Consider the following 23530-nt stretch of genomic DNA (forward strand, 5'->3'; position numbering starts at 1 on the left):
ATACTCTCATCACGCGCCAAAGACCTTGAGCACAACGGCTTTCGCGCGGCGGGTGACCCGGAGGTAGTGGTCGAGGAACTCCGCGGCCTGATCCTCCGGCCAGCCTGCAGCAAACGCTATCTGCCGCAACTGCTTTCCCGGGCCGGGGAGCTGATCGACGGGTTTGCCGCGCACCAGGACGAGGCAGTTACGCGCCTTGGTCGCGGTGATCCACGCGTCCTTGAGTAGCGCGACGTCGTCTTCGGCGAGCAGCTCTGCCGACCCGATCGCGTCGAGCGACTGCAGCGTCGACGTGTTGTGCAGCGACTGATAGCGGTGCCCGTACTTGAGTTGCAGCAACTGGACGGTCCACTCGATGTCGGCGAGTCCGCCGCGGCCGAGCTTGGTGTGGGTGGCCGGATCCGCTCCGCGCGGCAACCGCTCGGCGTCGACACGTGCCTTGATTCGACGGATCTCCTTGACCGCGTCGGCGGAGACGCCGCCTTCGGGGTAGCGGATGCGATCGGCCATGTGCAGGAACTCGATACCGAGATCCTCATCGCCCGCGACCTGGTGGGCGCGCAGCAACGCCTGCACTTCCCACGCCTGCGCCCACTGCTCGTAGTACGCGGCGTACGCGGCGAGCGTACGCACCACGGGACCGTTGCGTCCTTCGGGACGCAACCCCGTATCGACGATCAGCGGCGGGTCGTCGCTGGGCGTTCCGAGCATCGAGCGGACCACCTCGGCGATAGTCTGCGCCCACCGCACGGCCTTGGTCTCGTCCTCGCCGGGGTTCGGTTGGCACACGAAGAGCACGTCGGCGTCGGAACCGTAGCCGAGTTCGCCACCGCCGAGCCGGCCCATACCGATCACCGCGATCCGCGCGGGCGCGGGGCGACCCTCGTCGCGCTCGGAGTCCTGGATCGCAAACGTCAACGCGGCGTTGAGAACTGCGGCCCACACGCTCGACAGCGCCTCACAGACCTGCGGCACGTCGAGCAGGCCGAGAACATCCGCGGACGCGATGCGGGCGAGTTCGGCGCGCCGGTGCGACCGCGCCGCCGCAACCGCACGACGCAGGTCGGGCTGTCGGACCGTCGACGCGACGAGTCCCTTGGCCACGTCCTCTGGACGTACCTCGCACAGTCGTGGGCCGTCGGCTCCGTCGGTGTAGAGATTGATCACCTCGGGTGAACGCATCAACAGGTTGGCGATGTACTCCGACGTGCCCAGCACATGCATCAGGCGAGCCGCGACGACGCCGTCGTCACGCAGCAGACGCAGGAACCAGTCGTTGTCCATCACGTCGCACAGCCTGCGGTAGTTCAGCAGACCGGCGTCGGGATCCGGTGTGTCGCCGATGTATTCGAGTAGCTGCGGCAGGATCAACCGCTGCACCTGGCCACGTCGCCCCGACGCGGATGCGAGCGCACGGATATGACTGAGTGCCCGCTCGGGCTGCGCGTAGCCGAGCGCGGAGAGGCGCCGCTGCGCCGACTCGTCGGTCAGCGTCAGCTCTGTGGTGTCCAGACGCACCGCCGCCTCGAGCAGCGGACGGTAGAACAGCTTCTGGTGCAGTCGTCGCACCCGCAGGCTCTGATGCTTGATCTGCCTGCGCAACACCGACGTGGCGTCGAGGTCGCCCTCGCGCCTGATGTGGGCGGCGCGTGCCAGCCACCGCATGTTGTCGTCGTCGTCGAACTCCGGGAGCAGGTGGGTCCGCGACATGCGCTGCAACTGCAGGCGGTGTTCGAGCAGTCGCAGGAACTGATACGACGCGTTGAGGTTGGCGCCGTCATCGCGGCCGACGTATCCGCCTGCCGTCAGCGCATCGAGTGCCTCGACGGTCGAGCGAACCCGCAACGTCTCATCGACGCGGCCGTGCACCATCTGCAGCATCTGCACGGCGAACTCGACGTCGCGGATGCTACCGCTGCTGAGCTTGAGGTTGCGGTCGCGTTCTTCTTCGGGCACAAGCGATTCCACACGACGTCGCATGGCCTGGACCTCGGGCACGAAGTCGTCGCGCTCGGAGGCCTGCCACACCATCGGGTTGATGGCGTCGTGATAGCGCTGACCGAGCTCCATGTCGCCGGTCATCGGTCGCGCCTTCAACTGCGCCTGGAACTCCCACGTCTTGGCCCACCGGTTGTAGTACGCGACGTGGGAATCGAGCGTCCGGGTGAGGGCCCCGGACTTGCCCTCCGGGCGCAGCGCGGCGTCGACCTCGAAGAAGGCCAACGACCCGACGCGCATCATCTCCCCCGCGATACGCGCCGACGTCCCGTCTGCCGGCTCACTCACGAACACCACGTCGACGTCGCTGACGTAGTTCAGTTCTCGCGCACCGCATTTGCCCATCGCGATCACCGCGAGTCGCACCGGGATCGGCTTGTCGCCACACACCTCGCGGAACGCGACAGCGAGCGCCGAGGTCAGCGCGGCGTCGGCGAGGTCGGCGAGCAGCGCTCCGATCTCGGGAAACCAGATGACCGGTTCATCCTCGACCGTCGAGGCCACGTCGTGCGCCGCGACCTGCAAGACGAGGTTGCGGTAGGCAGCCCGCAGCGCGACCACTGCCTTCGGGCCGCTGAAGCCGGCCCGATAAACCTTGTTGCCGCGCTCGATCTCTCCGGGTTCGGCGACCGCGTCGACGGCCGCGAGCATCTGCCGATTGATCTCCGCGGTGTCGGGGAGCTCCGCCGGAATCAGACGTCGCCACGCCTCCGGCTCGGCAACCATGTGGTCGCCGAGGGCGTCCGACGAGCCGAGAACTGCCAGGAAGCGCCCCCGAAATCCCTTGTCGGTGCGCAGCAGCGTGTCGATCTCCGACCAGTCGTCGCCCAACTGCGACCGCATCCGGACTATCGCGCGCAGCGCGAGGTCGGCGTCGGGAGAACGCGACAGCGACCACAGGAGTTCGATGGACTCCTCGTTGTTCCAGCCGAGGTCGGAGAGATTCTTCTCGGCGTCGGGGTCAAGCAGACCCAGACGCCCTACTGCCGGTACGCCGCCCCGACCTCGAAGTGTTGTCACACCTAGAAAATAGCGTCCCGCACCCCGATACCGGACACGGGTTGCCAACAAGCAGTTAGAGCGGGAGGTAGTTCTTCAGCTCGAACGGCGTGACCAGGCTGCGATAGTTGTCCCACTCAGCCCACTTGTTGCGCAGGAAGTAGTCGAAGACATGCTCGCCGAGTGTCTCCGCCAGCAACTCCGACTTCTCCATCTGGTGCAGCGCGTCGGCGAGGCTGCCCGGCAATTCCTTGTAGCCCATTGCGCGACGCTCGGCGGGCGTGAGCGCCCACACGTCGTCTTCGGCCTCATCGGGCAGTTCATAGTCCTCGACGATCCCCTTCAGCCCGGCGGCGAGCAGCACCGCGAAGGTCAGGTAGGGGTTGCAGGCAGAATCGGGGCTGCGGACCTCGACGCGGCGCGACGACGCCTTGTTCGGCGTGTAGAGCGGCAGACGCACGAGCGCCGAGCGGTTCGCGCCACCCCAGGTGGCCGCTGTCGGGGCCTCACCACCGTAGATGAGCCGCTTGTAGCTGTTCACCCACTGGTTGGTGACCGCGCTGATCTCGTTGGCGTGGTGCAGGATTCCCGCGATGAACTTCTTGCCGGTCTCCGACAACTGCATGGGATCGTCGGGGTTGTGGAACGCGTTGGCGTCACCCTCGAACAGGCTCATGTGGGTGTGCATCGCCGATCCGGGGTGATCGCTGAAGGGCTTGGGCATGAACGTCGCCCACACTCCTTCGCCGATCGCGACCTCCTTGATCAGGTACCGGAAGGTCATCACGTTGTCGGCCATCGAGAGCGCATCCGCGTAGCGCAGGTCGATCTCCTGCTGGCCTGGCGCGCCTTCATGATGCGAGAACTCGACGGAGATGCCCATCGACTCGAGCGCCTCGATCGCGTGCCTGCGGAAGTTGGGAGCGGCGTCGTGAACAGCCTGATCGAAGTAGCCACCGCTGTCGGCGGGCGTCGGCACGCTGCCGTCGAGGGGTGCGTCCTTGAGGAGGAAGAACTCGATCTCGGGGTGGACGTAGCAGCTGAATCCCTGGTCGGCGGCCTTGTTCAGCTGGCGACGCAGCACGTGTCGCGAGTCGGCCCAGCTCGGTGTGCCGTCGGGCATCACGATGTCGCAGAACATGCGGGCCGAATGGTGCCTGCCCGACGACGTGGTCCACGGCAGGATCTGGAACGTCGACGGATCGGGCTTGGCAACGGTGTCGGCTTCGGAGACACGCGAGAAACCTTCGATGGCCGAGCCGTCGAAACCTATACCCTCTGAGAACGCGCCTTCGAGTTCTGCGGGCGCGATCGCCACGGATTTCAGATATCCCAGGACGTCGGTGAACCAGAGACGAACGAATCGGATGTCGCGCTCTTCGAGGGTCCGCAGCACGAATTCCTTTTGGCGATCCATGACCGCCGACATTAGAAGTAGCCTGTTAAATCGGTGTTACGTTCATAATTCAAACTCGACAACCTGCACATTTGGCGCAGTCATCTCAACATGCGAGAGGCCCGTTCAACCCATCGAGATTTAAAAGGTAATCATCGACGGCTTCGTCAACGCACCGATTACCCTCTAGCGCCGCGGTATGGCTGTATCCGTCGACGGTGATCAGCGTGCCGTGTGTCCGCCGAGCGATCTCCTCACCCACGGAGTAGGGCGTCGCCGGATCGTGCGTCACGGCGACGATGAGCGGCGCGGGAGTCGGCACACTCGGCGCCGCCCCCGGCCCCGACCGAGGCACGGCAACGCGCTCCGGCGGCCAGAAGGCGCACGGATCAAGCGGGGCATGCCCGGTCCCGCGACCGTCATCGGTGTAGGGCGCGGCGGCGCGCAGTCTGCGATCGAGGTCGTCGTTCGCGGCACGGTCGGCGATGCGCAGCCCATCTGCACACCCGATCGCGAGATAGGCATCGGCCGAGTTGTCGTAGGTTCCGCCGGGTCCCCGACCTTCCAACAGGTCGGCGAGTGACATCAGCGTCGCTCCGCCGCGCCCGGCAGCGAGGTCGGCGAGTCCCGAGCGCAGCGTCGGCCACAGGTCGGTGCGATACAGCGCCATACTCGTTCCGTCGACGGCCGACTGAAAGTCGAGTGTGCGGCCAGACCCGGCGGGCGCGGGGCTCCGCGTCAACGACCGCACGAGGCGTTGGTACTGCGCCAGCGCTCCCGCGGGGTCGGCGCCGAGCGCGCACCCGGGCGTCCGCGTGCAGTCGCGCGCAAAGGCGTCGAATACCTCCTGGAACGATGTCGCCTGCGCCACGGAGGTGTCGGCCGGATTCGCGGCGGGGTCGACTGCGCCGTCGATGACCATCCGGAACAGTCGATCCGGGTAGCGCTGCTCGTACTCGAGCGCGATCTTCGAGCCGGACGAGAATCCGATGAAGTCAATCCGCGAGCGGCCGAGCGCGGCGCGGAGTCGGTCGACGTCGTCGACGACCTGCGACGTGCCGACGAGTCCGAGGAACTCGTCGCCGGTTCGCGTCGAACACTTCCGCGCGATGCCACGATTGGTCGCCTCGGCGGCGGCGATTCCCTGCGGCGAACGATCCCCGCTGTCGGCCTCGCGCTCGGCGTCGAGTTCGGTTGCCGTCCGACACCGCACCGTCGGCGCCGACGCACCGACACCGCGAGGATCGAACGTGACCACGTCGCTGTGCGTCGTGAATCGCTGCGCCGCAAGACGATCCGCCGCTCCCAGCAGATAGTCGACACCCGACGCACCGGGTCCTCCAGGATTGACCACCACCGTCGAGTCACTGCGCTCCGATGCCCGTAGCCGGGCGACGGCGAGCGTGATCGTGCGGCCCTGCGGCTTTGCCGGGTCGAGTGGCACCGCGAGCGTCCCGCACTCCACCCGCGCGGCGGACGGGCCTGTGCCCACACCCTGTGTACACACTCCCCACTCGATTGCCCCGGTGTCGGCGGCGTGCTCGGTCGACGCGCAACCCGCGCACACCAGCAGACCCACCATCACCACGGTCAGCAGCCGCACGCGACGCCGGCCTGACACACGCCGAGACCGCACAGGCCGCCGCGCACGAAAAGAGCAGGTCACCCCGGTGATGGTACGGGCGCGAGCATCGCCGCCCCGACAACACCCGCACTCCAGATGTGAGCAATCACACGTCTATCGAGGGTTTTCGCGGAGCGCTTCGGTGGGACCATGGAGGCGTCCGAACACAGCCCGGGTACCCGCCATGCGGGACTCGAGGAAGAAAAGAGACAACGATGTCCCACGAGGCAGCTCATTCCGACGCGCCCATCTACGGTGGCGCTCCAACATCCGGCGAAGCCGCTCCGCGTCGACGCACCACCCGCATCCATCATCTGGCACAGATGAAAGAGCAAGGCGAGAAGTGGTCGATGCTCACCGCATACGACTATTCGACGGCCCGCATCTTCGACGAGGCCGAGATCCCTGTTCTGCTGGTCGGCGATTCCGCCGCCAACGTCGTCCTCGGCTACGACACCACCATCCCCGTCTCGATCGACGAGCTGATCCCGCTCGCGCGTGCCGTCGTCCGCGGCGCACCCCACGCGCTGGTCGTCGCCGACCTCCCGTTCGGTAGCTACGAAGCAGGTCCGCAGCAGGCACTCGAGACGGCCGTCCGCTTCTTCAAGGAGACCGGGGCACACGCGGTCAAACTCGAAGGCGGAGAACGCGTTGCCGACCAGATCGCCTCGCTGACCGCAGCCGGAATCCCCGTGATGGCGCACATCGGTTTCACCCCGCAGAGCGTCAACGGACTCGGCGGCTTCCGCGTCCAGGGTCGCGGCGACGCGGCGGACCAGCTCATCGCCGACGCGATCGCCGTCCAGGAAGCCGGTGCATTCGCTGTCGTCATGGAAATGGTCCCCGCAGAACTCGCGGCACAGATCACGCGCAAACTCACCATCCCGACGGTCGGCATCGGAGCGGGCAACGAAACCGATGCCCAGGTGCTCGTCTGGCAGGACATGGCAGGCTTCACGCACGGCAAGACCGCACGGTTCGTCAAGCGGTACGCCGACGTCGGCGGCGAATTGCGCACCGCCGCAGCGACTTACGCCGACGAGGTGCGCCGCGGAGTGTTCCCCGCTCCCGAGCACAGCTACTGACCGACAGATCTGATCCACACCCGGCGCGGCCGGTCTGATTCGCATCGGCGCGGCCGATCCGAATCAGGTCGGCATAGCGTTCGGCATAGGGTGAGGGCATGCGAAGCCTCTACCCGCCCATCGAGCCCTACGCGTCGGGACATCTGGCTGTCGACGACGGCCAGGAGATCTATTGGGAGACCTCCGGCAATCCCGAGGGGAAGCCGGCGGTGTTCGTCCACGGCGGTCCCGGCGGAGGCACCTCCCCCGATCAACGTCGCTTCTTCGACCCCGCGCGCTATCGGATCGTCTTGTTCGACCAACGCGGCTGCGGAAAGTCGCGTCCCCACATCGCCGACGGCGCCGACCTCTCGGTGAACACCACTCCCAAGTTGATCGCCGACATGGAGTCGTTGCGCACACACCTCGGCATCGAGCGCTGGCAGGTGTTCGGCGGTTCGTGGGGTTCGACGCTCGGGCTCGCCTACGCGCAGGCACACCCCGACCGCGTCACCGAGTTGGTGCTCCGCGGCATCTTCCTGCTGCGTCGCAGTGAAATCGACTGGTACTACAACGGCGGTGCCGCGCATATCTACCCCGACGTGTGGGAGTCGTATCTCGCACCGATACCCGAAGACGAACGCGACGGCGACCTCGTCGCCGCCTATCACCGACTACTCACCTCCGATGACCCCGACGTCGCGGTTGCCGCCGCACGTGCCTGGACCGGCTGGGAGCAGGCGACGAGCTACCTCATCCCCAAGCCCGAAGAGGCAGCGGCGTCGAAGGAAGACGCGGGACCGCGGTTCGACCTCGCGTTCGCCTCGATCGAGAATCACTACTTCGTGAATCACGGCTTCCTCGAGGATGGCCAGCTACTCCGCGACATCGACCGCATCGCACACATACCGGCGGTGATCGTGCAGGGCCGATACGACGTCGTGTGTCCGATGCGCAGCGCCTGGGATCTCCACCGCGCGTGGCCGTCGGCGACACTGCACGTCGTCGCCGACGCAGGCCACGCATCGTTCGAGCCGGGCATCGCACATCACCTCGTCGAAGCGACCGATGTCTTCGCCGATCGCTGACCCGGTCGCCTAGACTCAAATCACCTAATACCGACAGGAGAACGAGTTGCCCGCAAGCGAGCAGGTCGAGGTGGAACTCAAATTCGATGTCGATCCGGGCATCACACCGCCCGACCTTCGCGTCCTCCCGGGCGTGGTGGCGGCCACGGAGCCGGAGACGTTCACTCTCGACGCAACGTACTTCGACACAGAGAACCTCGACCTGGCGTCGAACCGAATCACCATGCGGCGCAGGCGCGGTGGGCATGACGAGGGGTGGCACCTCAAGCGGCCCGCCGATGTGCCGGGAGCGCGACGCGAACTGCAGGTGACCTTCGACGACGCGCCCGCCGACGGCGACATCCCCGACGCACTCGTCGACCCGGTACTCGTCTACACCCGGCATCGGCCACTGATGCCCGTGGCGGCGATCTCGACCGTCCGCACGATCACGACGCTGCTGGGAACCGACGGCGTGAAGCTCGCCGAGTTCGCCGACGACCGCGTGACCGCGCAGTCGCTGCTACCGGGCGGGTCGTCGCAGCAGTGGTCCGAGTGGGAGATCGAACTCCTCGAGGGCGGCACCCCGAAACTGCTCAAGGCCGCACACAAATTGCTCCGTGGCGCGGGCGGTCGGGAACCGTCGAGTGCGTCGAAACTCGCACGAGCCATCGGTTCGACGCCCGCGGTGACACCGCCTGCCACACTGGGTCGTCACCCGTCGGCGCTCGAATTGGTGATCGCCGACGTCACCCGGCACCGGAACTCGCTCATCGCCTGGGATCCACTGGTTCGTGAGGACGCCGACGACGCCGTGCACCAGATGCGCGTGACCGCACGCCGCATGCGCAGTGTGTTCTCCGGCTTTCCGACGGTGCTCGACGCCGCGCGCACCGACCACATCGCAGGCGAACTGAAACTGCTGGCACGCATTCTCGGCGACGCACGCGATTCCGAGGTGCAACTGGAGATCGACAGCGCTCTGCTGCGCGACGAGGTCGCGTCGGAGACGCTGGTGAACGCGTTGGCGGGCAAGGAATCCGCGGCACACGACCGCGCCGTCGCCGCGACCCACGCGGCGATGAATTCGGAACGCTACTTCCGACTACTCGACGCCATCGACGAACTGATCGCCGATCCGCCTGCCGGACCAGACGCCGACCTGCCCGCGACGACCGCAGTCGACAAGGCGATCACCAAGAGCCGCAAGCACATTCGGAAATCCCAACGCGAACTCGCAGAGCTGACCGAGGGATCGCACGAGTGGTCGGAGCAGTTGCACACCATCCGCAAGCGCGCAAAACGACTGCGCTACAGCACCGATGCCGCCGAGCCCCTGCAGAAGAAGAAGTACAAGAAGATCTCGCAGACGGCCAAAGAACTCCAGTCGGCGTTGGGCGACTACAACGACTCGCGGATCAACCGCGCGCGGCTGGCCGAGCTGGCGGCGTCGGGCGAGTTGTCGGGCTTGGACCTGTTCGTGCTCGGCCGGATCGACGCTCGTGAACAGGCCAACGGCGAGCAGGCGATTGCCGCATACCGCAAGGCATCCAAGGATCTCTGACGCCCAAGCGTCCGATGCGGGCGACCGCTAGACGTCCGATGGCGCGAAGCGGACCGTCCGCGACGTCGGGTCGGCTGCGGTCAGGGTGACCTCGATGTTGGAGGCCGCGGTCGGAGAGCCTTCGGATTCGGCGAGGATCGGCGGTTGCTCGATGAAGATCTTCGCGCGCTTCTTCGCTGTCGCCTCGGAGAGGACCACGGCGTCGAAGCGCTCGCCGACGCGGTCGGTGAGTATCACCGATTCGGCGAGATCGGTGCTCGCCCGGTCGGCAGAAGACCCGAGCGAATCGGCGGATCGTAGGATGCCCGGCAGCGTCGGCAATGCACGTAACACCCAGTCGGGCACAGGGTTTCCCGATGTCACGGCCAGGCACACCTCGGTGGCGAATCGATCGCCGAGGCGTCGCAGTGGCGCTGTCACGTGTGCGTAGACACCGCCGATGGCCGAGTGCACCATCTCGTCGCGGGTTGCGGGGGCCGTGTTCGCCTCGCCGGTCTGCACGCCGAGCGGGAGATACCCCGCGCCGCGCATGAGCGAACTCGCCTGCGACATCAGGGCGAGGGTCGACGGCTCGTCGACCGGAAGTCCGGCGAGGAACTGTCCGGGAGTCGCGCCGTCGGGCCACGCCACATCGAGAGCGTCTGCTGTCGCCCTGAGCTTGTCGACGGCGTCGGCGGGTGCCGGCGGCAGCGTGCGGAGCAGCCCGATGCCCGCGTCGGCCATGATCTGTCCGGCGCAGGTGCCGGTGAGTAACGACAACTGCGAATTCCACATGTCGGCGGGCGTGCGGGCTGCGAGGGAGAGCGTCCACCCGTCGTCGACACGGGTCACCTCCTGGTCGGGTAGATCGAGCTCGATTGCCCCGCGCGCCAGCGCAACTCGACGTCGGAGCTCACCGAAGGCGGGCAGCGCGCTGATCGAAGGGTGCAGGGTGCGCGCGTCGGCGTCCGCGGTCACTCCCGCGTAGTCGAGTCGAGCGACCGATTCCACGAGTGCACGCTCGAGGTGCACTCCGGCCACCTCACCGTCGGGTGCGACGCGGATAGTCCACAGCACCGCGGGACGCGTCACGCCGGGGAGCAGCGATCCCGATCCCTCCGACAGCACCCTCGGATGCAATGGCACCGACCCGTCGGGGAAGTAAATGGTCGCGCCGCGACGTCGACTCTCGGCATCGAGCGCATGCTCTGGCCGAACGAGCGCGGCGACGTCGGCTATCGCGTAGTGGACCTCGAAACCGTCTGCGTCGAACGACATCGCAACCGCCTGGTCGAGGTCCATCGACCCCGGCGGGTCGATCGTGACCAGCGGAATGTCGCGGCGGTCAACACGCTCGGCGGCGTGTGCGTCGACCGCGTGCTCCGCCTCGTCGAGCGCGGCTTCGCCGTAGTCCTCGCAGATCCCCAGCTCGGTGCGGATCGACTCGAAGTCGATATCGGGGGCGGAGAATCTGCGCTGCACACACTCGACACTATCGCCGACCGTGCGCTCCAGACTGCCGACTGTGCGCCTCGTACCGTCGACTGGGCGCCTCTGACCGTCGACTGGGCGCTCCAGACCGTCGACTGTGCGCTCCAGAGTGCCGACTGTGCGCCTCACACCGTCGACTGGGCGCTCCACACCGTCGACTGTGCGTGCTGGATGCCCGTGCCAGCGGGCTAAGCTGTACGGGCGAACGAGTCGGCCGGGCGGCCGCGGCGAGCGGAACGGCCAGGTCACTGGCAATGCCGCGCGCCGAGGAAAGTCCGGACTCCGCAGAGCAGGGTGGTTGTCAACGGCAACCCGGGGTGACCCGCGGGACAGTGCCACAGAGAACAGACCGCCGACCGCGAGGTCGGTAAGGGTGAAACGGTGCGGTAAGAGCGCACCAGCGGCGCGGGTGACCGCGTCGGCTTGGTAAACCCCACCCGGAGCAAGGCCGAAGCACGGACCGTGAGGTGCGTGTGCACGGATGATCGAGGGCTGCTCGCCCGAGTCCGTGGGTTGGCCGCTCGAGGCACCCGGCAACGGTGTGTCCAGATGGATGGTCGCCGCCGACTTCGTGTCGGCACAGGATCCGGCTTACACGCCGACTCGTTCGCCCCCGGTCCTGATATACCCACTCGGCCGTATGTGACGCCCACTCGGCGGTATACGACGCCCGGTCGGCAGGGTCAGTTCAGGTGCGCGGTCTCGTTAACCGAGCGCACCACCGAGCCGCCGTCCGGGTAGAACTCGGTGACCGATACGGACGCGAGGTCGAGGTGGAGGTGGAACAGCAGCTCCGGCCCGACTGTCAGCGCGTGTTGGAGCAGCGTCTTGATCGGTGTCACGTGCGACACCACCACAACGGTCTGCCCCGAATACTCCTGGACCAGTTGGTCTTTCGCGGCGATCACCCGCTCGGCCACCTGCGCGAAGCTTTCGCCGTCCGGTGCCGGGGCGGTGTGATCGCCGAGCCAGCGGGCGTGCACCTGCGGGTCGCGGGCAGCGGCCTCGGAAAACGTCAGCCCTTCCCAGCCACCGAAGTCGTTCTCGATGAAGCCGGCATCCTCGATCACCTCGCCACCGATGCGGTCGACGACGGCCTGCGCGGTCTGGCGTGCGCGGTCGAGTGGCGAACTGACGACGGCGGCGACGTCGACCTCCGCGGCGATTCTCGACGCCGCGGCGAGTGCCTGCTGCTCCCCCAGCTCGGTCAGCCGGGGGTTACCGCGCCCCGAATAACGTCGTTCGATCGACAGCGGCGTCTGGCCGTGACGTAGTAGCACGAGGCGCGTCGGTTCTGCGCGCTGTCCCTGCCACGACGGTGTGGCCACGGAGCCAGAGCTCACGGTTACGCCTACAGACCGGACTCGTTGGTGCGGACGAGAACCGCGCCGCACTCCTCGCAGCGGACCACGTCGTCTGCGGCGGCAGCGGCGATCGACGCGAGGGTCCCGCGGTCGAGCTCCATCCGGCACGCTCCGCAGCGTCGTGCCCGCAACAGACCCGCGCCAACCTTGCCCGCGGCGCGCTGACGGTCGTAGATCGCGAGAAGGTCAGCGGGAATGTCACCGGCGATCGCCTCGCGGCGCGTCGTCGCGACCTCACGATCAGCGTCGATGGTCGCTTTGGCCTCGTCGCGTCGTTTCTCGGCGTCGGCGAGCTGGGTCTGCAGATGTTCGACGGTCGCCGACGCGCGCTGCCGTTCTGCTTCGACGGCTTCCTGCCGTTCCATGACGCCGAGGAGGTCGTCTTCGAGGACTGAGCGGCGGCGGGCGAGACTGCCGAGCTCGTGCTGCAACTCCGACAATGCCTTGGGCGCCAGGCCCCCGCCGGCGAGCAGCGCGGAGTCCTTGCGCTCGCGGTCGGCCATCCCGGTCACCTCGCTGTCGACGCGTCGATACTCGCGGGTGAGGTCTTCAGCGGAGATGTCGGCGCGCACGAGGTCGTCGCGAGTCGAGTCGATCCGGGTGGTGAGCTCGGCGATCTCGGCTACCTCTGGAAGTGATCTGCCGCGATGGTCGACGCGCGCCACGACGGCATCGGCGTCGGCAAGGTCGAGCAACTGCCGCTGCGCGGACGGGTCGGCCTTCACTCGGCATCGACTTTCATGGGGCCTCCTCGGTTCACACGTTCGGTCAACGGTACGCGGTACCCGCTGTGGCTCAGCAATCCGCATGCACCGTGAACGGGTCCGTCGGCGTCGCGAAGACCTCGACGTCGAGCGCGAGCCTGTCCGCCAGCAGTTCGGCAACCTGTGTGCACCACGGGAATTCGGTGGCCCAGTGCCCCGCGTCGACCAGCACCGGTCCGCCGGCGCGCAGCGCCTCGTCGACCGGATGGTGCCGCAGGTCGCCGGTCAGATACAGGTCGACGCCGAGGCCACGCACCGTATCGAGCAGCGAGTCGCCGGCCCCACCGCACACCGCAACGGTCTCGACGACGCGGTCGGGCTCACCGGTTGCACGCACTCCCCACGGCGAGCGCAGCGCGCCGGCGGCTCGCGTCACGAACTCCCCGACTGTCGACGGCGATGCGAGCCGCCCGATTCTGCCGAGACCGGTATCTGAGTCGATGGCTTCCTCGGCGAGGATGTCGAACGCGGGCTCCTCGTAGGGATGAGCAGCGCGCAACGCGGCAAGCACTGAGCGGCGCAGTCCGCGCGCCGCGACCATTTCCACCCGCGCTTCGTCGACATGAGTCCGTTCTCCCAGCGACCCGATCGTCGGGTTGGCCGCACCTCGCGCCTCGAACTGGCCGACGCCGACCACCGACCACGCGCAGTCGCGGTATTCACCGATCGCCCCGGCTCCCGCGGCGAACATCGCCTCGCTGACCTGCTCGGCGCTGCCCTCGGGCACCATCACGACCCACTTGTCCATCGGCGCCAGCGGCGCGGGCTGCAGCGGTGATGTCTCGACGACGCCGAGCACGTCCGCGAGCGCGTCCGACACTCCCGGACGCGCGCTGTCGGCGTTGGTGTGCGCGGTGAACAACGCCGTGTGCGAGCGGATCAGCCGATGCAGCACAGAGCCTTTCGCGGTGTCGGCGGCAACCGAATCGACGCCGCGCAACAGCAGCGGATGGTGCGCGACGATGATGTCGACGTCGCCTGCGACCGCCGCGTCGACGACGGCATCGGTGACGTCGACGCAGATCAGCGCCCGCGCAACGGCTTCCGTGCGATCCCCGCACACGAGTCCCACCGAGTCCCACGCTTCCGCCAGTCTCGGCGGGTAGGCGCGATCGAGTAGATCGGCAACCGACCCCACTGATGTCTCAACCCCTGATGTCCCCGTTGCGAACTCATCCTCATGCGTCATCGTCGACGTCCTTTCGTGCGCGGGCGAGTGCGTCGATCATCGCGGTGACAGTGGCGTTGTCGCGTACCGCGAGCCGTAGGTGATCGCCGTCGAGGCCGACGAAGTTGGCGCAGCTCCGCACTCCGAAACCCGCTGCGCGAAGGGCATTCTTGACCGCGATTCCATTCGGCATCTCGATGAGGATGAACGGCGCGGTGGGTGGTGTGCACACCCTGATCCCCGCGAGTGCGAGTCGCTCCAGCATGAGTTCTCGCTCGGCAGCGACGGCGCGAGCGGCGTCGTCGCAGAAGCGTTGGCCTGCGGGACCGACGCACTCCGCCAGCGCGGCGAGCGCGGGCGTCGACAACGGCCATGGTCGACGCCCCAGGCTCAACCGTTCGACGATCTCGGGTGACGCCAGGAGGTACCCCGCGCGCAGGCCGGCAAGTCCGAAGGTCTTTGTCACACTGCGGATCACGACGACGTCGTCGGCTCGCATCGACGCGAGGGACTCCGGCTCACGCTCTCCGGTAACCGCGTCGACGGTGAGGTCGGCGAACGCCTCGTCGACGACGAGTATCCGACCCGGCCTGCGCATGGCATCGAGCGCGGCTCTGCTGTGCAACACCGACGTCGGGTTGGTCGGGTTGCCGACGACGACGAGGTCGGCATCGTCGGGGATGCGGTCGGCGATGTCGTCGGGGTCGATGCGCCACGGCGGCGGCAATTCCACCTGGGTGATGGGGATTCCGGCTGCCCGCAGCGCGATCTCCGGCTCGGTGAACGACGGCTGGACGAGCGCGGCGTGCCGGGAGCCGAGCCGCGGCAGCATCTCGAACCCGTCCGCGGCACCCGCGAGCAGCATGACCTCGCTCGGATCCCGTTGGTGTAGCGCACAGATCGCGGCGATCGCGGTATCGGCGAACGCGGCGCTTGGATACGACGCGAGGTGTGCACAGGCGTCGACGATCGCTGCGCGGACGAACTCGGGCGCCTCGCCGCGGACGTTGACGGCGAAATCGACGACGCCGGGCTCAACGTCGACGTCGCCGTGTCGGCTGAGCCGGTACACGCTGTCCTGCGGAATCGAGCCTGCTGTCATAACCGTCGAGCCTAACGGTCGAGAGCCGACGGACACCCCGACCGCACCACGCTATTCGGACACCCACGGCGGTACATGTCACGATGGAGCCGTGACTTCTCCGGCAGATCCGCGTGATCCGCGGACAGCACTGTTGTTCGACCTCGACGGCACGATCACCGACAGCTTCTCCGGCATCGTCAACAGCTTCCGGTACGCCCTCGCCGAGGTCGGCGCGCCCGAGCCACCCGACGACGTGGTCGCGGGAGTCGCGGGACCGCCGATGATCGACACGCTCACCGGCCTCGGACTCGATCAGGAGACCGCCGACGAGGCGATGCGCGCCTATCGCAAGCGCTACACCGACGTCGGATGGCTCGAGAATTCGGTGTTCCCGCAGATCCGCGAACTTGTCGAGGATCTGGCGGCCCGAGGCCGGAAGATGACGATCGCGACGTCGAAGAACGAGAACACGGCGCGAGCGATCCTCGAACATTTTGCGCTCGCCGACCACTTCGAGGCGATCTGCGGTGCCAGTGACGACGGTTCACGTCGCAGCAAGGCCGACGTGATCGCGTGGGCCCTGAGGCAATCGGGCATCGCGCCCGACCCGGACACCGGACTTCCAGATCACCCCGTCGTGATGATCGGCGACCGTTCGCACGATGTCGAGGGGGCCGAGAGCTTCGGAATCCCGACGGTCTTTGTCTCGTGGGGTTACGCTCGGGCCGGGGAAGGGGACGCTGCCTCGTGGCGCGTCGATTCTGTTGTCGATCTGCGTGAGGTCCTAGGTGTCTGATCAACTACACGTCTGTTTCGTGTGCACGGGCAACATCTGCCGGTCGCCGATGGCGCAGAACATTTTCCGCTCCGCCATCGACGACGCCGGGCTCTCCGACAGGGTCCGCGTGACCAGTCGGGGTACCAGTAGCTGGCACGTCGGCGAACCCGCCGACAATCGCGCACGCACCGAACTGCTCGCCCACGGCTACTCCGACGCCCACACCGCGGCACACCTGGCCCCCGACGACTTCGATGCGGACCTGCTCGTCGCGATGGATTCCGGCCACGCCAAGGATCTCGAACGCAAACGGCTCGGCGACCGCGTGCGGCTGCTGCGCAGCTTCGACCCCGACGCAGGCGACGACCTCGACGTCGCCGACCCGTACTACGGAACACAGGGAGACTTCGCGCTCACCCGTCAACAGATCGAAGCGGCCGTTCCGGGCATGTTGGCCTGGGTCAACGACCGCCTGGGCAACAGATAGCCGCCGCGGCGTCGAACGGCGCCCCGCACAGCCGACGTCTGCGGGCACCTCGGTACCGTTGAGGCATGCGTGTGCTGCGAACCTTCCTCCGACCTGGGTGGATTGCCCTGGCCGTGGTGGTCGTGGCATTCGCGGCGTTGTGTTTTTCCATCCTCGCTCCGTGGCAACTGGGTAAGAACAGCAAAACCAGCGACCGCAACCACCTCATCGAGCAGGCGGTGTCGATCGCGCCCGTTCCCCTGGCGTCCGTGGCGCCTGCCGGTAGCGGATTCCGATCCGACACCGAGTGGCGCGAGGTTCACATCACCGGCACCTTCCTGACCGACAAGCAGGCCCTCGTGCGACTGCGTTCGGTCGGCGAGCGCCCGGCCGTCGAGGTCCTGACGCCATTCCGGGTCGCGGGTTCAGACCGGGTACTGGTCGTCGACCGTGGGTACGTGCGACCCGAGCAGGGCCAAACTCCGGTCGTTCCCCCACCGCCACAGGGTGAGGTGACCATCGACGGTCGAATCAGGGCCAGCGAGGGCACGTCGCCGGGTCGAGGCGCGGCGGTCGTCGACGGCGCGCTGTCGGTGTACACGATCGACCCCGGTGAACTGTCGCGCGCGACGTCCACCGCAATGGACCCCTTCTATATCCAGATTTCGCCGAACCAGCCGGGGGCGCTCGGCGAGATCCCGCTTCCCCAACTCGATTCCGGCCCCTATCTCTCCTACGGGCTGCAGTGGCTCGCGTTCGGAATCATGGCGCCGCTCGGGGCCGGGTACTTCATCTATGCCGAGATCAAGCAGCGTCGCCGGACCCGCGGCACGGCGTCGACGGATTCCGCTGCGGTGACCACGGATTCGCAGGCGCCCGCCACCGCGACCTCTGCGAGTGCCACCTCCGAACGCGCCGCGCGCCGCAAACGATTGCGCGCAGAACTGCGTGGCGACACCGCCGTCGACGACTCCGACCACTCCGAGACGACTCGGATCGGCCTCGGTCCGGACACCGAACACGCGCCCGACGACGTCCGCGACAAACTCACCCAGCGCTACGGCGGCTGAGCAGCCGACGCTGTCGAACTGCGCCGAGCACGTAGGCGATCAACGCACTCGACGCCAGAGCTCCGAGCTGTACCCGCCGCGACAGGTGCGTCGTCGAATACAGATCCGCAACCTCCGGCGGGTGACCATCCCCGAGCGCGGGACGCTCTTCGACGCCGTGCGGGTACACCGTGCGACCGCCCAGACGAAGCCCGAGCGCTCCCGCGAACGACGATTCGACGACGCCCGCGTTCGGACTCGGATGCGCCGCGGCATCGCGTCGCCACGCGCGCAGAGCGCCTGCGCGGTCGTCTCCGAGCACAACGACCAGCACCCCGGCGAGCCGTGCCGGCACGAGGTTTGCGACGTCGTCGAGTCGCGCCGAAGCCCATCCGAACCGTCGGTACCGGTCGTTGCGGTAGCCGACCATCGAATCGAGGGTGTTGACGGTTCGGTACGCGATCAGCCCCGGCACACCCGCGACGCCACCCCAGAACAGCGGGGCCACAGCAGCATCCGAGGTGTTCTCGGCGATCGATTCGACTGCGGCACGCACGATCCCGGCAGCGTCGAGGTGTTCGGGGTCACGACCACACAGGCTGGGTACCAGTGCGCGGGCGGCGTCGATGTCGTCGACGGAGAGACTGTCCGCCACCTCGCGCCCGACCCGGTTGAGCGTGGTGCCACCGAGTACTGCCCAGGTCACCGCGGCAATGGTCGCAATCCGCACAGGGGAGAAATCGACGCGCCTGGTGGCGCTGTCGACTCCGACGCCGACGCCGATCGTCGCACAGACCGACGTCGCGGCGAAACCTACGCCAGCCGAGCGCGAGTCGGCGTAGACGCTGCGCTCGAGTCGGCCGATCGCGCGCCCGATGCCCGCGACGGGATGCCACCGGCGTGGGTCGCCCAGTGCGCGATCGAGGAGGTAGCCGACGCACAGCCCGACGGGGACGTCGAGTGCTCGACCCGCCGGACCGAACGCGCGCGGACTGGTACTGGATGGGGCTCGACGCACCGCGCGATCGTATCGTCACCTCATGGCCAAACCCCGTCCCGCACCCGTCCCGGGTAGCCACCCGATCGACAGCGGCACCGCCGAGGTGGTTGCCGATCCCATCTCCGGCGGCTGGCTGCTCCTCATCAACGGGACACACAGTTCGCACATCCACCCCGACGATCCGTCGGCACTCGATTTCGAATACCTCCGGCAGATGGCGGCGGTCATCGACGACCGATATCCCGATACGTCGACGCCGCTACGGGTTCTCCACCTCGGCGGGGCGGCGTGCGCGCTTCCCCGGAACCTGGCCGATCGCTACCCGCGGGCGAGGCAGGTTGCGGTCGAGATCGACGCGGAGCTCGCCCGATTGGTGCGGGAGTGGTTCGACCTGCCGCGCGCACCGCTGTTACGTATTCGCGTCGGCGATGCGCGGGCCGTGACCGAGTCGCTGACCGAGGGGTCGCGGGACGTGGTGATCCGCGATGCCTTCGCCGACGCACGTACGCCGTCGCATTTGACGACCGTCGAGTTCGTACAGGCGGTCAAACGAGTGTTGGCTCCCGGCGGGCTCTATCTCGCCAACTGCGGCGATGCGCGAACTCTCGACCTGGTGCGCGCCGACGCCGCAGCAGTCGCGGAGGTCTTCGCCAATGTCATGCTGATCGCCGATCCCGCGATGCTCAAGGGACGTCGAACCGGCAACGTCGTCGTCGTGGGCAGCGACGACGACCTCGGTCCGTCGTCGACCTTGGTGCGCACCCTGCTGAGCGATCCTCTCCCCGCCCGCACGATTGCAGGAAGCGAAGCGCGAGCGTTCGGGCGTGGAAAACAACTTCGCGATCCCGAACAAGGTGTGCGATAGGGGTATTTAATACCCCCCGATACTCCTGGTATCGATCGTTCAGATGACACTTTCTTGGGCAACTAAAATTGATCGATGCGATATCTCAAAACCCGATAGAAAGCCCGTTCGAGGTTTCAGATCACATAGTCGAGCCGAGCGAGCACGTCCTTCGCCAGCCCCTCGTCACCGGTGACGGTCACCGTGCTCGGATCCGCATCACGCCGACCGCCGACCAGGCGGGCCAGATCGACTCCGTCGACCCGCAGGGTGACGTCCGCGGCGTCGTCGCCACCGTCGAATGACTCGACGAGCCCGGCACGCCCCTCCACCGCGACCCTGGCGTCACGAGGTGCGACACCACCGATCTCGAACCGAACCCTGCTACCTTCCGGCGCCGACGCACGCTTGCCCACCACGAACGGCAACGACGAGCAGATCTCGTCGAGTGCGACACCCGCGGTGACAGGATCGGACGGCAAGCCGTCGGCAAGGGCGTCACGCAGATCGATCTCGTGAATCCAGCAGTCGAAGACGCGGATGCGCATGAATCGCCCGTAGGTGTCGGGCCCGGCCGGAGTGGCCGTCTGCGCGTCGAACTCGTCCTGCGTCATCGCCGTGAGTGCTGCGGTGCGCACGTCGATGATCTCGTCGAGTGCGGCGAGCACCTCTTCGCGAGGCTTGTCACGGAAGTGATCGGCCCATCGCTCGTTGAGTTCGCCGATCGGATTCTTCACGTGCGTTCGCGAGGCGATGTCGTCGGCAGCCTCGACATCCCGGCCGGCGAGCATGCTCTCCGTGCCGATGATGTGCGCAACGATGTCGGCGTTGGTCCAGCCCGGGAGCACAGATGGCGCCGACCACTGCTCGTCGCTCAGTTGCGCCGCGAGTGACCGCACAGTGGACCACTCGGCGAAAAGTGCCGCGGTGATCGAGTCCTTGTCGACGACGGTGAGTGGCATGTTCTCGTCCTTCGTGTCCTGCGGCGCTGTGCGCCTACGCGCGGGGCTGTCAGTGCACCGCTGACACTAGCGGTTCTCGAGGGCTCCGAGGTGCGTTTGGCGGTCGCCGAAATGGCGAAAGTGCGCGCGCTCAACGGCTTTGGCACCGAGAAACTCGAGGTAGCGTTCGCCGACCGGCGTTTTGCCGATGATGCGGTGGTTCACCGTATTGCGCAGCCACGCGGAACCGATTGCCCACGGAAGTGCCTGCCGCTGCCCCAGATCTCGCATTCCTCGAGGGCCGAGGAAAGCTTGCAGCATGCTGAGCAGTCGGAGCCGGGTGTAGATTGCCGACGCAGCGGGAAACCACCTGTAGTTCAGATCTTTCTGCGAATCGACCAAAGCTGTCGTGAGCTGGGCTCCGGCGTCGGTGACGTCACCCTGTGCCAACAGCACCGCGTAGCTGAACTGATGCTGGGCTACCTCCTCGTCGAACAACCAGTCGTCGTCGACGCCGACCAGCCACCCCACGTACTTCCACAGATGCATCAACGCGCGAGAGTCCTCGCGACTGACAGGCACTCCCAGCGCCCGCACACCCATCAGGAGCGTCCCGCTGAACAGGCTCAGCGTTCCGGCCAGGTCGGCTTGATTGATCGGTAGCCCGTGACGGGCGACGTCCCATCGGCCGTTGTTCTCGAACGAGTGGTTGACCAGTGCGTGCATGAGTCGCACGTGAACCGTGAGTTTCCAGCCTTCGCCCCCACGCTGCATGCCGCCACGGCGGCCGACCTCGATCCCCCAGGCCTGGGTTTCGCCGAGCCTGCGCATGACGGTTGATCCGGTGAGGCCTCCGGTGGCGACAAGGAGATCGGGAGGCCCACCGAATCGATAGCCTCCGATCAACGACAGTTGCAGGAGGACATCGTTGGCGTTCTGTCCCAGCCGTCTGTACACGCCGGCGCCACGCTCGAGGAGGTCGGAATCGACCCACTCGGGCGTGTTCTCGACGGTGGCGAAGAACTCGCGCAGAGCCGGGGGTGCATCGGCAGGAACTTCCTCGAGCGCGTCCCGGAACTGCTGCATGCTGACCCGATCGGCCGAATCCCGTGGTGCGCGCATCGCCTGGACCAGAGCGGCAGCAGGTTCGTCGCGCATCATCATGCGCCGACCGATGATGTCGAGTTCAGCGGTGGTCGGCTCGCGCAGGCGCATGGAGACCTTCAGCAGCCGTCCGATTCGTCGGCCGCGGCGCTCAGCCGAGTGAAATCGCACTGGCGGACGTTTCGCCGAACCCTCGGGCCGTTCCATGACCGACATGAGACTAAACTAACAATCTGTCTCACTCACCGCAATGACCACTTCTCCGACACACGGATCGCTGCGGGTCAGCGCACCGGCTGGTCGCAACTCGCGGGAGCGGCGACCAGCGAGCACCACTGGGCGGGGCGAGTCGGACGATACGTCGACCCCACCCCGTTGCGCGCGGTGATGTCGCGATAGGCCGCCACCGCGTCGGTCGGCTGTCTGCGCAGCGTCGGATCTGTCTTGACGTCGACTGTGTACAGCCCGAATCGTGGTGTGTACGAACCCCATTCGTAGTTGTCGGTCAGGCTCCAGTAGTTGAATCCGATGACCGGTATGTGGTCTGCGCGCGCCCGTCCGACCCAGTAGACGAGGTCACGCAGGTGATCGCCGCGCCGGTAGCCGTCGGCGCGCGGTGCGCCGTTCTCGGTCGGCATGCCCGTCTCGACGACGTAGAGGGGCGTGCCGGGATAGCGCCGCGCGAGATCACGGAGGGCGTAGTAAATGCCGTCGGCCGATACCGTTGCGTTCCAGTTCTTTCCGGTGGCCGCGTTGATCGCGCTCAGATCGGTGACCGATGCCGAGTAGTAATAGTCGACGCCGATGAAGTCGAGCGAATCGCGCACCCGATCGACGAACGCGGCGTCGACGATCGGCTCGACGGTCGGGACGTATGCGATGTTCGACGACACCATGGCGCCGGGCTGGCGTTGGTGAATGTATCGGTAGATCGAGGTGTGCACGTCGACGAGCCGATCGCGCATCGTCGCGCTCGCGGACACGGGAAGCCCACCCATGCGCAACTCGTTGACGGCGTAGATCGTCGGCTCGTTGATCGTGATCCACAGCGGATTGGCACGTGCGTACCTGTCGACGACGAATCGCGCGTTCCGCAGCCACGCCCGCGGAGTCGACGCATCTGCCCACCCACCGCGTGCCGCGACCCATCCCGGGTAGACCCAGTGGTCGAGGGTGATCATCGGCCGCATCCCCGCGCTCACGATCGCTGCGATGAGGTCGTCGTAGTAGGCGAGCTCACGACGGTCGACGACTCCGGGCTTCGGCTCGATGCGGGCCCACTCGACGCTGACCCGAAAGCCCGTGACACCGAGCGACTTCGCGAGCGCGATATCCGAGCGATACCGATGACGGAAGTCGACGGCCGACCCCACCTTGTCGTCGGTTTTTCCCGCCGCGACATATCGTGTCCAGTTGCTGTCCGGAGACGACCCTTCGGACTGGAAACCCGACGACGACACTCCCCAGAGGAATCCCGGAGGCAGGGTTCCCGGTCCACCTGCCGACGAATGTGCTCCCGGCGGTTGCGCTCCTGCCTGGGCGGGAAGTGCACACACCGCCGCGAGCAAGGCGACCACCAGCAACATCAGCGGTGTGCCAGCGCATTTCCGACGAAGAACCCCACAGACTCCCCTGCCGGTCGGTGTGTGGGCCGGGCGACGCACCATCATGGCGCTCAGCATCGCAAACAAGACGCTGCGGTCGTGCCGAATCGGCACGACTGCACCGTGAGGCTGCGCCGGCACGTGAATCCCCCGGACGGATCACACCGTTGTTTGCGCCGACC

At 67.0% G+C, this 23530-nt stretch carries 19 protein-coding genes and 1 other RNA gene; 8 read left to right on the forward strand and 12 right to left on the reverse strand.

What is annotated here, in order from left to right; genetic code table 11:
- Positions 1–9: 9 nt before the first annotated feature.
- The 3 genes from RND64_RS13585 to RND64_RS13595 all read right to left on the reverse strand — a co-directional run bounded on the left by RND64_RS13585 (position 10) and on the right by RND64_RS13595 (position 6014).
- Entirely contained in the window at positions 10–3018 is a 3009-nt protein-coding gene (locus RND64_RS13585; protein WP_083444326.1) for a bifunctional [glutamine synthetase] adenylyltransferase/[glutamine synthetase]-adenylyl-L-tyrosine phosphorylase, read from the reverse strand.
- Between the two features lie 55 nt (positions 3019–3073).
- The gene (gene glnA / locus RND64_RS13590; RefSeq protein WP_049698592.1) at positions 3074–4414 is read right to left on the reverse strand and encodes a type I glutamate--ammonia ligase; all 1341 of its coding nucleotides are present in this window, start codon (positions 4412–4414) and stop codon (positions 3074–3076) included.
- 85 nt (positions 4415–4499) lie between these two features.
- Positions 4500–6014, reverse strand: coding sequence for an alpha/beta hydrolase (locus tag RND64_RS13595; RefSeq protein WP_235434305.1), 1515 nt, complete (start codon positions 6012–6014; stop codon positions 4500–4502).
- A 218-nt stretch (positions 6015–6232) separates the two neighbouring features.
- Between RND64_RS13595 and panB the strand changes: the two genes are divergently transcribed.
- The 3 genes from panB to RND64_RS13610 all read left to right on the forward strand — a co-directional run bounded on the left by panB (position 6233) and on the right by RND64_RS13610 (position 9712).
- Positions 6233–7102, forward strand: coding sequence for a 3-methyl-2-oxobutanoate hydroxymethyltransferase (panB, locus tag RND64_RS13600; protein ID WP_049698288.1), 870 nt, complete (start codon positions 6233–6235; stop codon positions 7100–7102).
- Between the two features lie 98 nt (positions 7103–7200).
- Positions 7201–8169 carry a prolyl aminopeptidase gene (gene pip / locus RND64_RS13605; RefSeq protein WP_049698289.1) on the forward strand — a complete coding sequence of 323 codons (969 nt, stop codon included), beginning with the start codon at positions 7201–7203 and terminating at the stop codon, positions 8167–8169.
- A 46-nt stretch (positions 8170–8215) separates the two neighbouring features.
- Entirely contained in the window at positions 8216–9712 is a 1497-nt protein-coding gene (locus tag RND64_RS13610) for a CYTH and CHAD domain-containing protein (protein WP_049698290.1), read from the forward strand.
- 27 nt (positions 9713–9739) lie between these two features.
- Here the strand turns inward: RND64_RS13610 and RND64_RS13615 are convergent, their stop codons facing one another.
- Positions 9740–11173 carry an RNB domain-containing ribonuclease gene (locus RND64_RS13615; protein ID WP_049698594.1) on the reverse strand — a complete coding sequence of 478 codons (1434 nt, stop codon included), beginning with the start codon at positions 11171–11173 and terminating at the stop codon, positions 9740–9742.
- Between the two features lie 215 nt (positions 11174–11388).
- On the opposite strand from RND64_RS13615, the gene rnpB reads away from it, so the two are divergent.
- Positions 11389–11792: RNase P RNA component class A (gene rnpB / locus RND64_RS13620), an RNA gene on the forward strand.
- 73 nt (positions 11793–11865) lie between these two features.
- On the opposite strand, the gene RND64_RS13625 is transcribed toward rnpB, so the two are convergent.
- The 4 genes from RND64_RS13625 to cobC all read right to left on the reverse strand — a co-directional run bounded on the left by RND64_RS13625 (position 11866) and on the right by cobC (position 15580).
- Entirely contained in the window at positions 11866–12525 is a 660-nt protein-coding gene (locus RND64_RS13625) for a histidine phosphatase family protein (protein ID WP_049698291.1), read from the reverse strand.
- A gap of 8 nt (positions 12526–12533) precedes the next feature.
- Positions 12534–13271 carry a zinc ribbon domain-containing protein gene (locus RND64_RS13630; protein WP_049698292.1) on the reverse strand — a complete coding sequence of 246 codons (738 nt, stop codon included), beginning with the start codon at positions 13269–13271 and terminating at the stop codon, positions 12534–12536.
- Positions 13272–13341: 70 nt separating this feature from the next.
- On the reverse strand, positions 13342–14499 hold the full coding sequence (locus tag RND64_RS13635; RefSeq protein WP_049698293.1) for a Nif3-like dinuclear metal center hexameric protein: 1158 nt from the start codon (positions 14497–14499) through the stop codon (positions 13342–13344).
- Positions 14489–15580 carry an Rv2231c family pyridoxal phosphate-dependent protein CobC gene (gene cobC, locus RND64_RS13640; protein WP_049698294.1) on the reverse strand — a complete coding sequence of 364 codons (1092 nt, stop codon included), beginning with the start codon at positions 15578–15580 and terminating at the stop codon, positions 14489–14491. Before cobC ends, RND64_RS13635 begins: the two co-directional genes overlap by 11 nt.
- A 91-nt stretch (positions 15581–15671) precedes the next feature.
- On the opposite strand from cobC, the gene RND64_RS13645 reads away from it, so the two are divergent.
- From RND64_RS13645 to RND64_RS13655, 3 genes are all read left to right on the forward strand, one after another.
- The gene (locus RND64_RS13645) at positions 15672–16358 is read left to right on the forward strand and encodes an HAD hydrolase-like protein (RefSeq protein ID WP_049698295.1); all 687 of its coding nucleotides are present in this window, start codon (positions 15672–15674) and stop codon (positions 16356–16358) included.
- On the forward strand, positions 16351–16827 hold the full coding sequence (locus RND64_RS13650) for a low molecular weight protein-tyrosine-phosphatase (RefSeq protein ID WP_049698296.1): 477 nt from the start codon (positions 16351–16353) through the stop codon (positions 16825–16827). Before RND64_RS13645 ends, RND64_RS13650 begins: the two co-directional genes overlap by 8 nt.
- 65 nt (positions 16828–16892) lie before the next feature.
- The gene (locus tag RND64_RS13655) at positions 16893–17876 is read left to right on the forward strand and encodes an SURF1 family cytochrome oxidase biogenesis protein (protein WP_049698297.1); all 984 of its coding nucleotides are present in this window, start codon (positions 16893–16895) and stop codon (positions 17874–17876) included.
- On the opposite strand, the gene RND64_RS13660 is transcribed toward RND64_RS13655, so the two are convergent.
- Positions 17854–18873: a cobalamin biosynthesis protein gene (locus RND64_RS13660; RefSeq protein ID WP_049698298.1), complete on the reverse strand. Its 1020-nt coding sequence runs from the start codon at positions 18871–18873 to the stop codon at positions 17854–17856. The two genes, RND64_RS13655 and RND64_RS13660, sit on opposite strands and share 23 nt — an antisense overlap.
- Positions 18874–18895: 22 nt before the next feature.
- Here RND64_RS13660 and RND64_RS13665 point away from each other — a divergent pair, with 22 nt between their 5' ends.
- A complete protein-coding gene (locus tag RND64_RS13665; protein ID WP_049698299.1) occupies positions 18896–19720 on the forward strand; it encodes a spermidine synthase in 825 nt (274 codons plus the stop codon).
- 116 nt (positions 19721–19836) lie between these two features.
- Here the strand turns inward: RND64_RS13665 and RND64_RS13670 are convergent, their stop codons facing one another.
- The 3 genes from RND64_RS13670 to RND64_RS13680 form a co-directional block, all read right to left on the reverse strand.
- The gene (locus RND64_RS13670) at positions 19837–20661 is read right to left on the reverse strand and encodes a maleylpyruvate isomerase family mycothiol-dependent enzyme (RefSeq protein WP_049698300.1); all 825 of its coding nucleotides are present in this window, start codon (positions 20659–20661) and stop codon (positions 19837–19839) included.
- A 66-nt stretch (positions 20662–20727) separates the two neighbouring features.
- On the reverse strand, positions 20728–21960 hold the full coding sequence (locus tag RND64_RS13675) for an oxygenase MpaB family protein (RefSeq protein ID WP_083444328.1): 1233 nt from the start codon (positions 21958–21960) through the stop codon (positions 20728–20730).
- A 68-nt stretch (positions 21961–22028) separates the two neighbouring features.
- Positions 22029–23330 (reverse strand): family 1 glycosylhydrolase, encoded by a 1302-nt coding sequence (locus RND64_RS13680; protein ID WP_049698301.1) that lies wholly within the window; start codon positions 23328–23330, stop codon positions 22029–22031.
- Between the last annotated feature and the right edge of the window lie 200 nt (positions 23331–23530).

Source organism: Gordonia sp. w5E2 (assembly GCF_036540975.1).
GTDB lineage: Bacteria > Actinomycetota > Actinomycetes > Mycobacteriales > Mycobacteriaceae > Gordonia > Gordonia jacobaea.

Bases quoted from the DNA above. Each gene is read 5' to 3' on its own strand.
- glnA (WP_049698592.1), bottom strand. From the start codon at position 4,414: ATGGATCGCCAAAAGGAATTCGTGCTGCGGACCCTCGAAGAGCGCGAC.
- panB (WP_049698288.1), top strand. From the start codon at position 6,233: ATGTCCCACGAGGCAGCTCATTCCGACGCGCCCATCTACGGTGGCGCT.
- pip (WP_049698289.1), top strand. From the start codon at position 7,201: ATGCGAAGCCTCTACCCGCCCATCGAGCCCTACGCGTCGGGACATCTG.
- RND64_RS13635 (WP_049698293.1), bottom strand. From the start codon at position 14,499: ATGACGCATGAGGATGAGTTCGCAACGGGGACATCAGGGGTTGAGACA.
- cobC (WP_049698294.1), bottom strand. From the start codon at position 15,580: ATGACAGCAGGCTCGATTCCGCAGGACAGCGTGTACCGGCTCAGCCGA.
- RND64_RS13655 (WP_049698297.1), top strand. From the start codon at position 16,893: ATGCGTGTGCTGCGAACCTTCCTCCGACCTGGGTGGATTGCCCTGGCC.
- RND64_RS13665 (WP_049698299.1), top strand. From the start codon at position 18,896: ATGGCCAAACCCCGTCCCGCACCCGTCCCGGGTAGCCACCCGATCGAC.
- RND64_RS13670 (WP_049698300.1), bottom strand. From the start codon at position 20,661: ATGCCACTCACCGTCGTCGACAAGGACTCGATCACCGCGGCACTTTTC.
- RND64_RS13675 (WP_083444328.1), bottom strand. From the start codon at position 21,960: ATGTCGGTCATGGAACGGCCCGAGGGTTCGGCGAAACGTCCGCCAGTG.
- RND64_RS13680 (WP_049698301.1), bottom strand. From the start codon at position 23,330: ATGTTGCTGGTGGTCGCCTTGCTCGCGGCGGTGTGTGCACTTCCCGCC.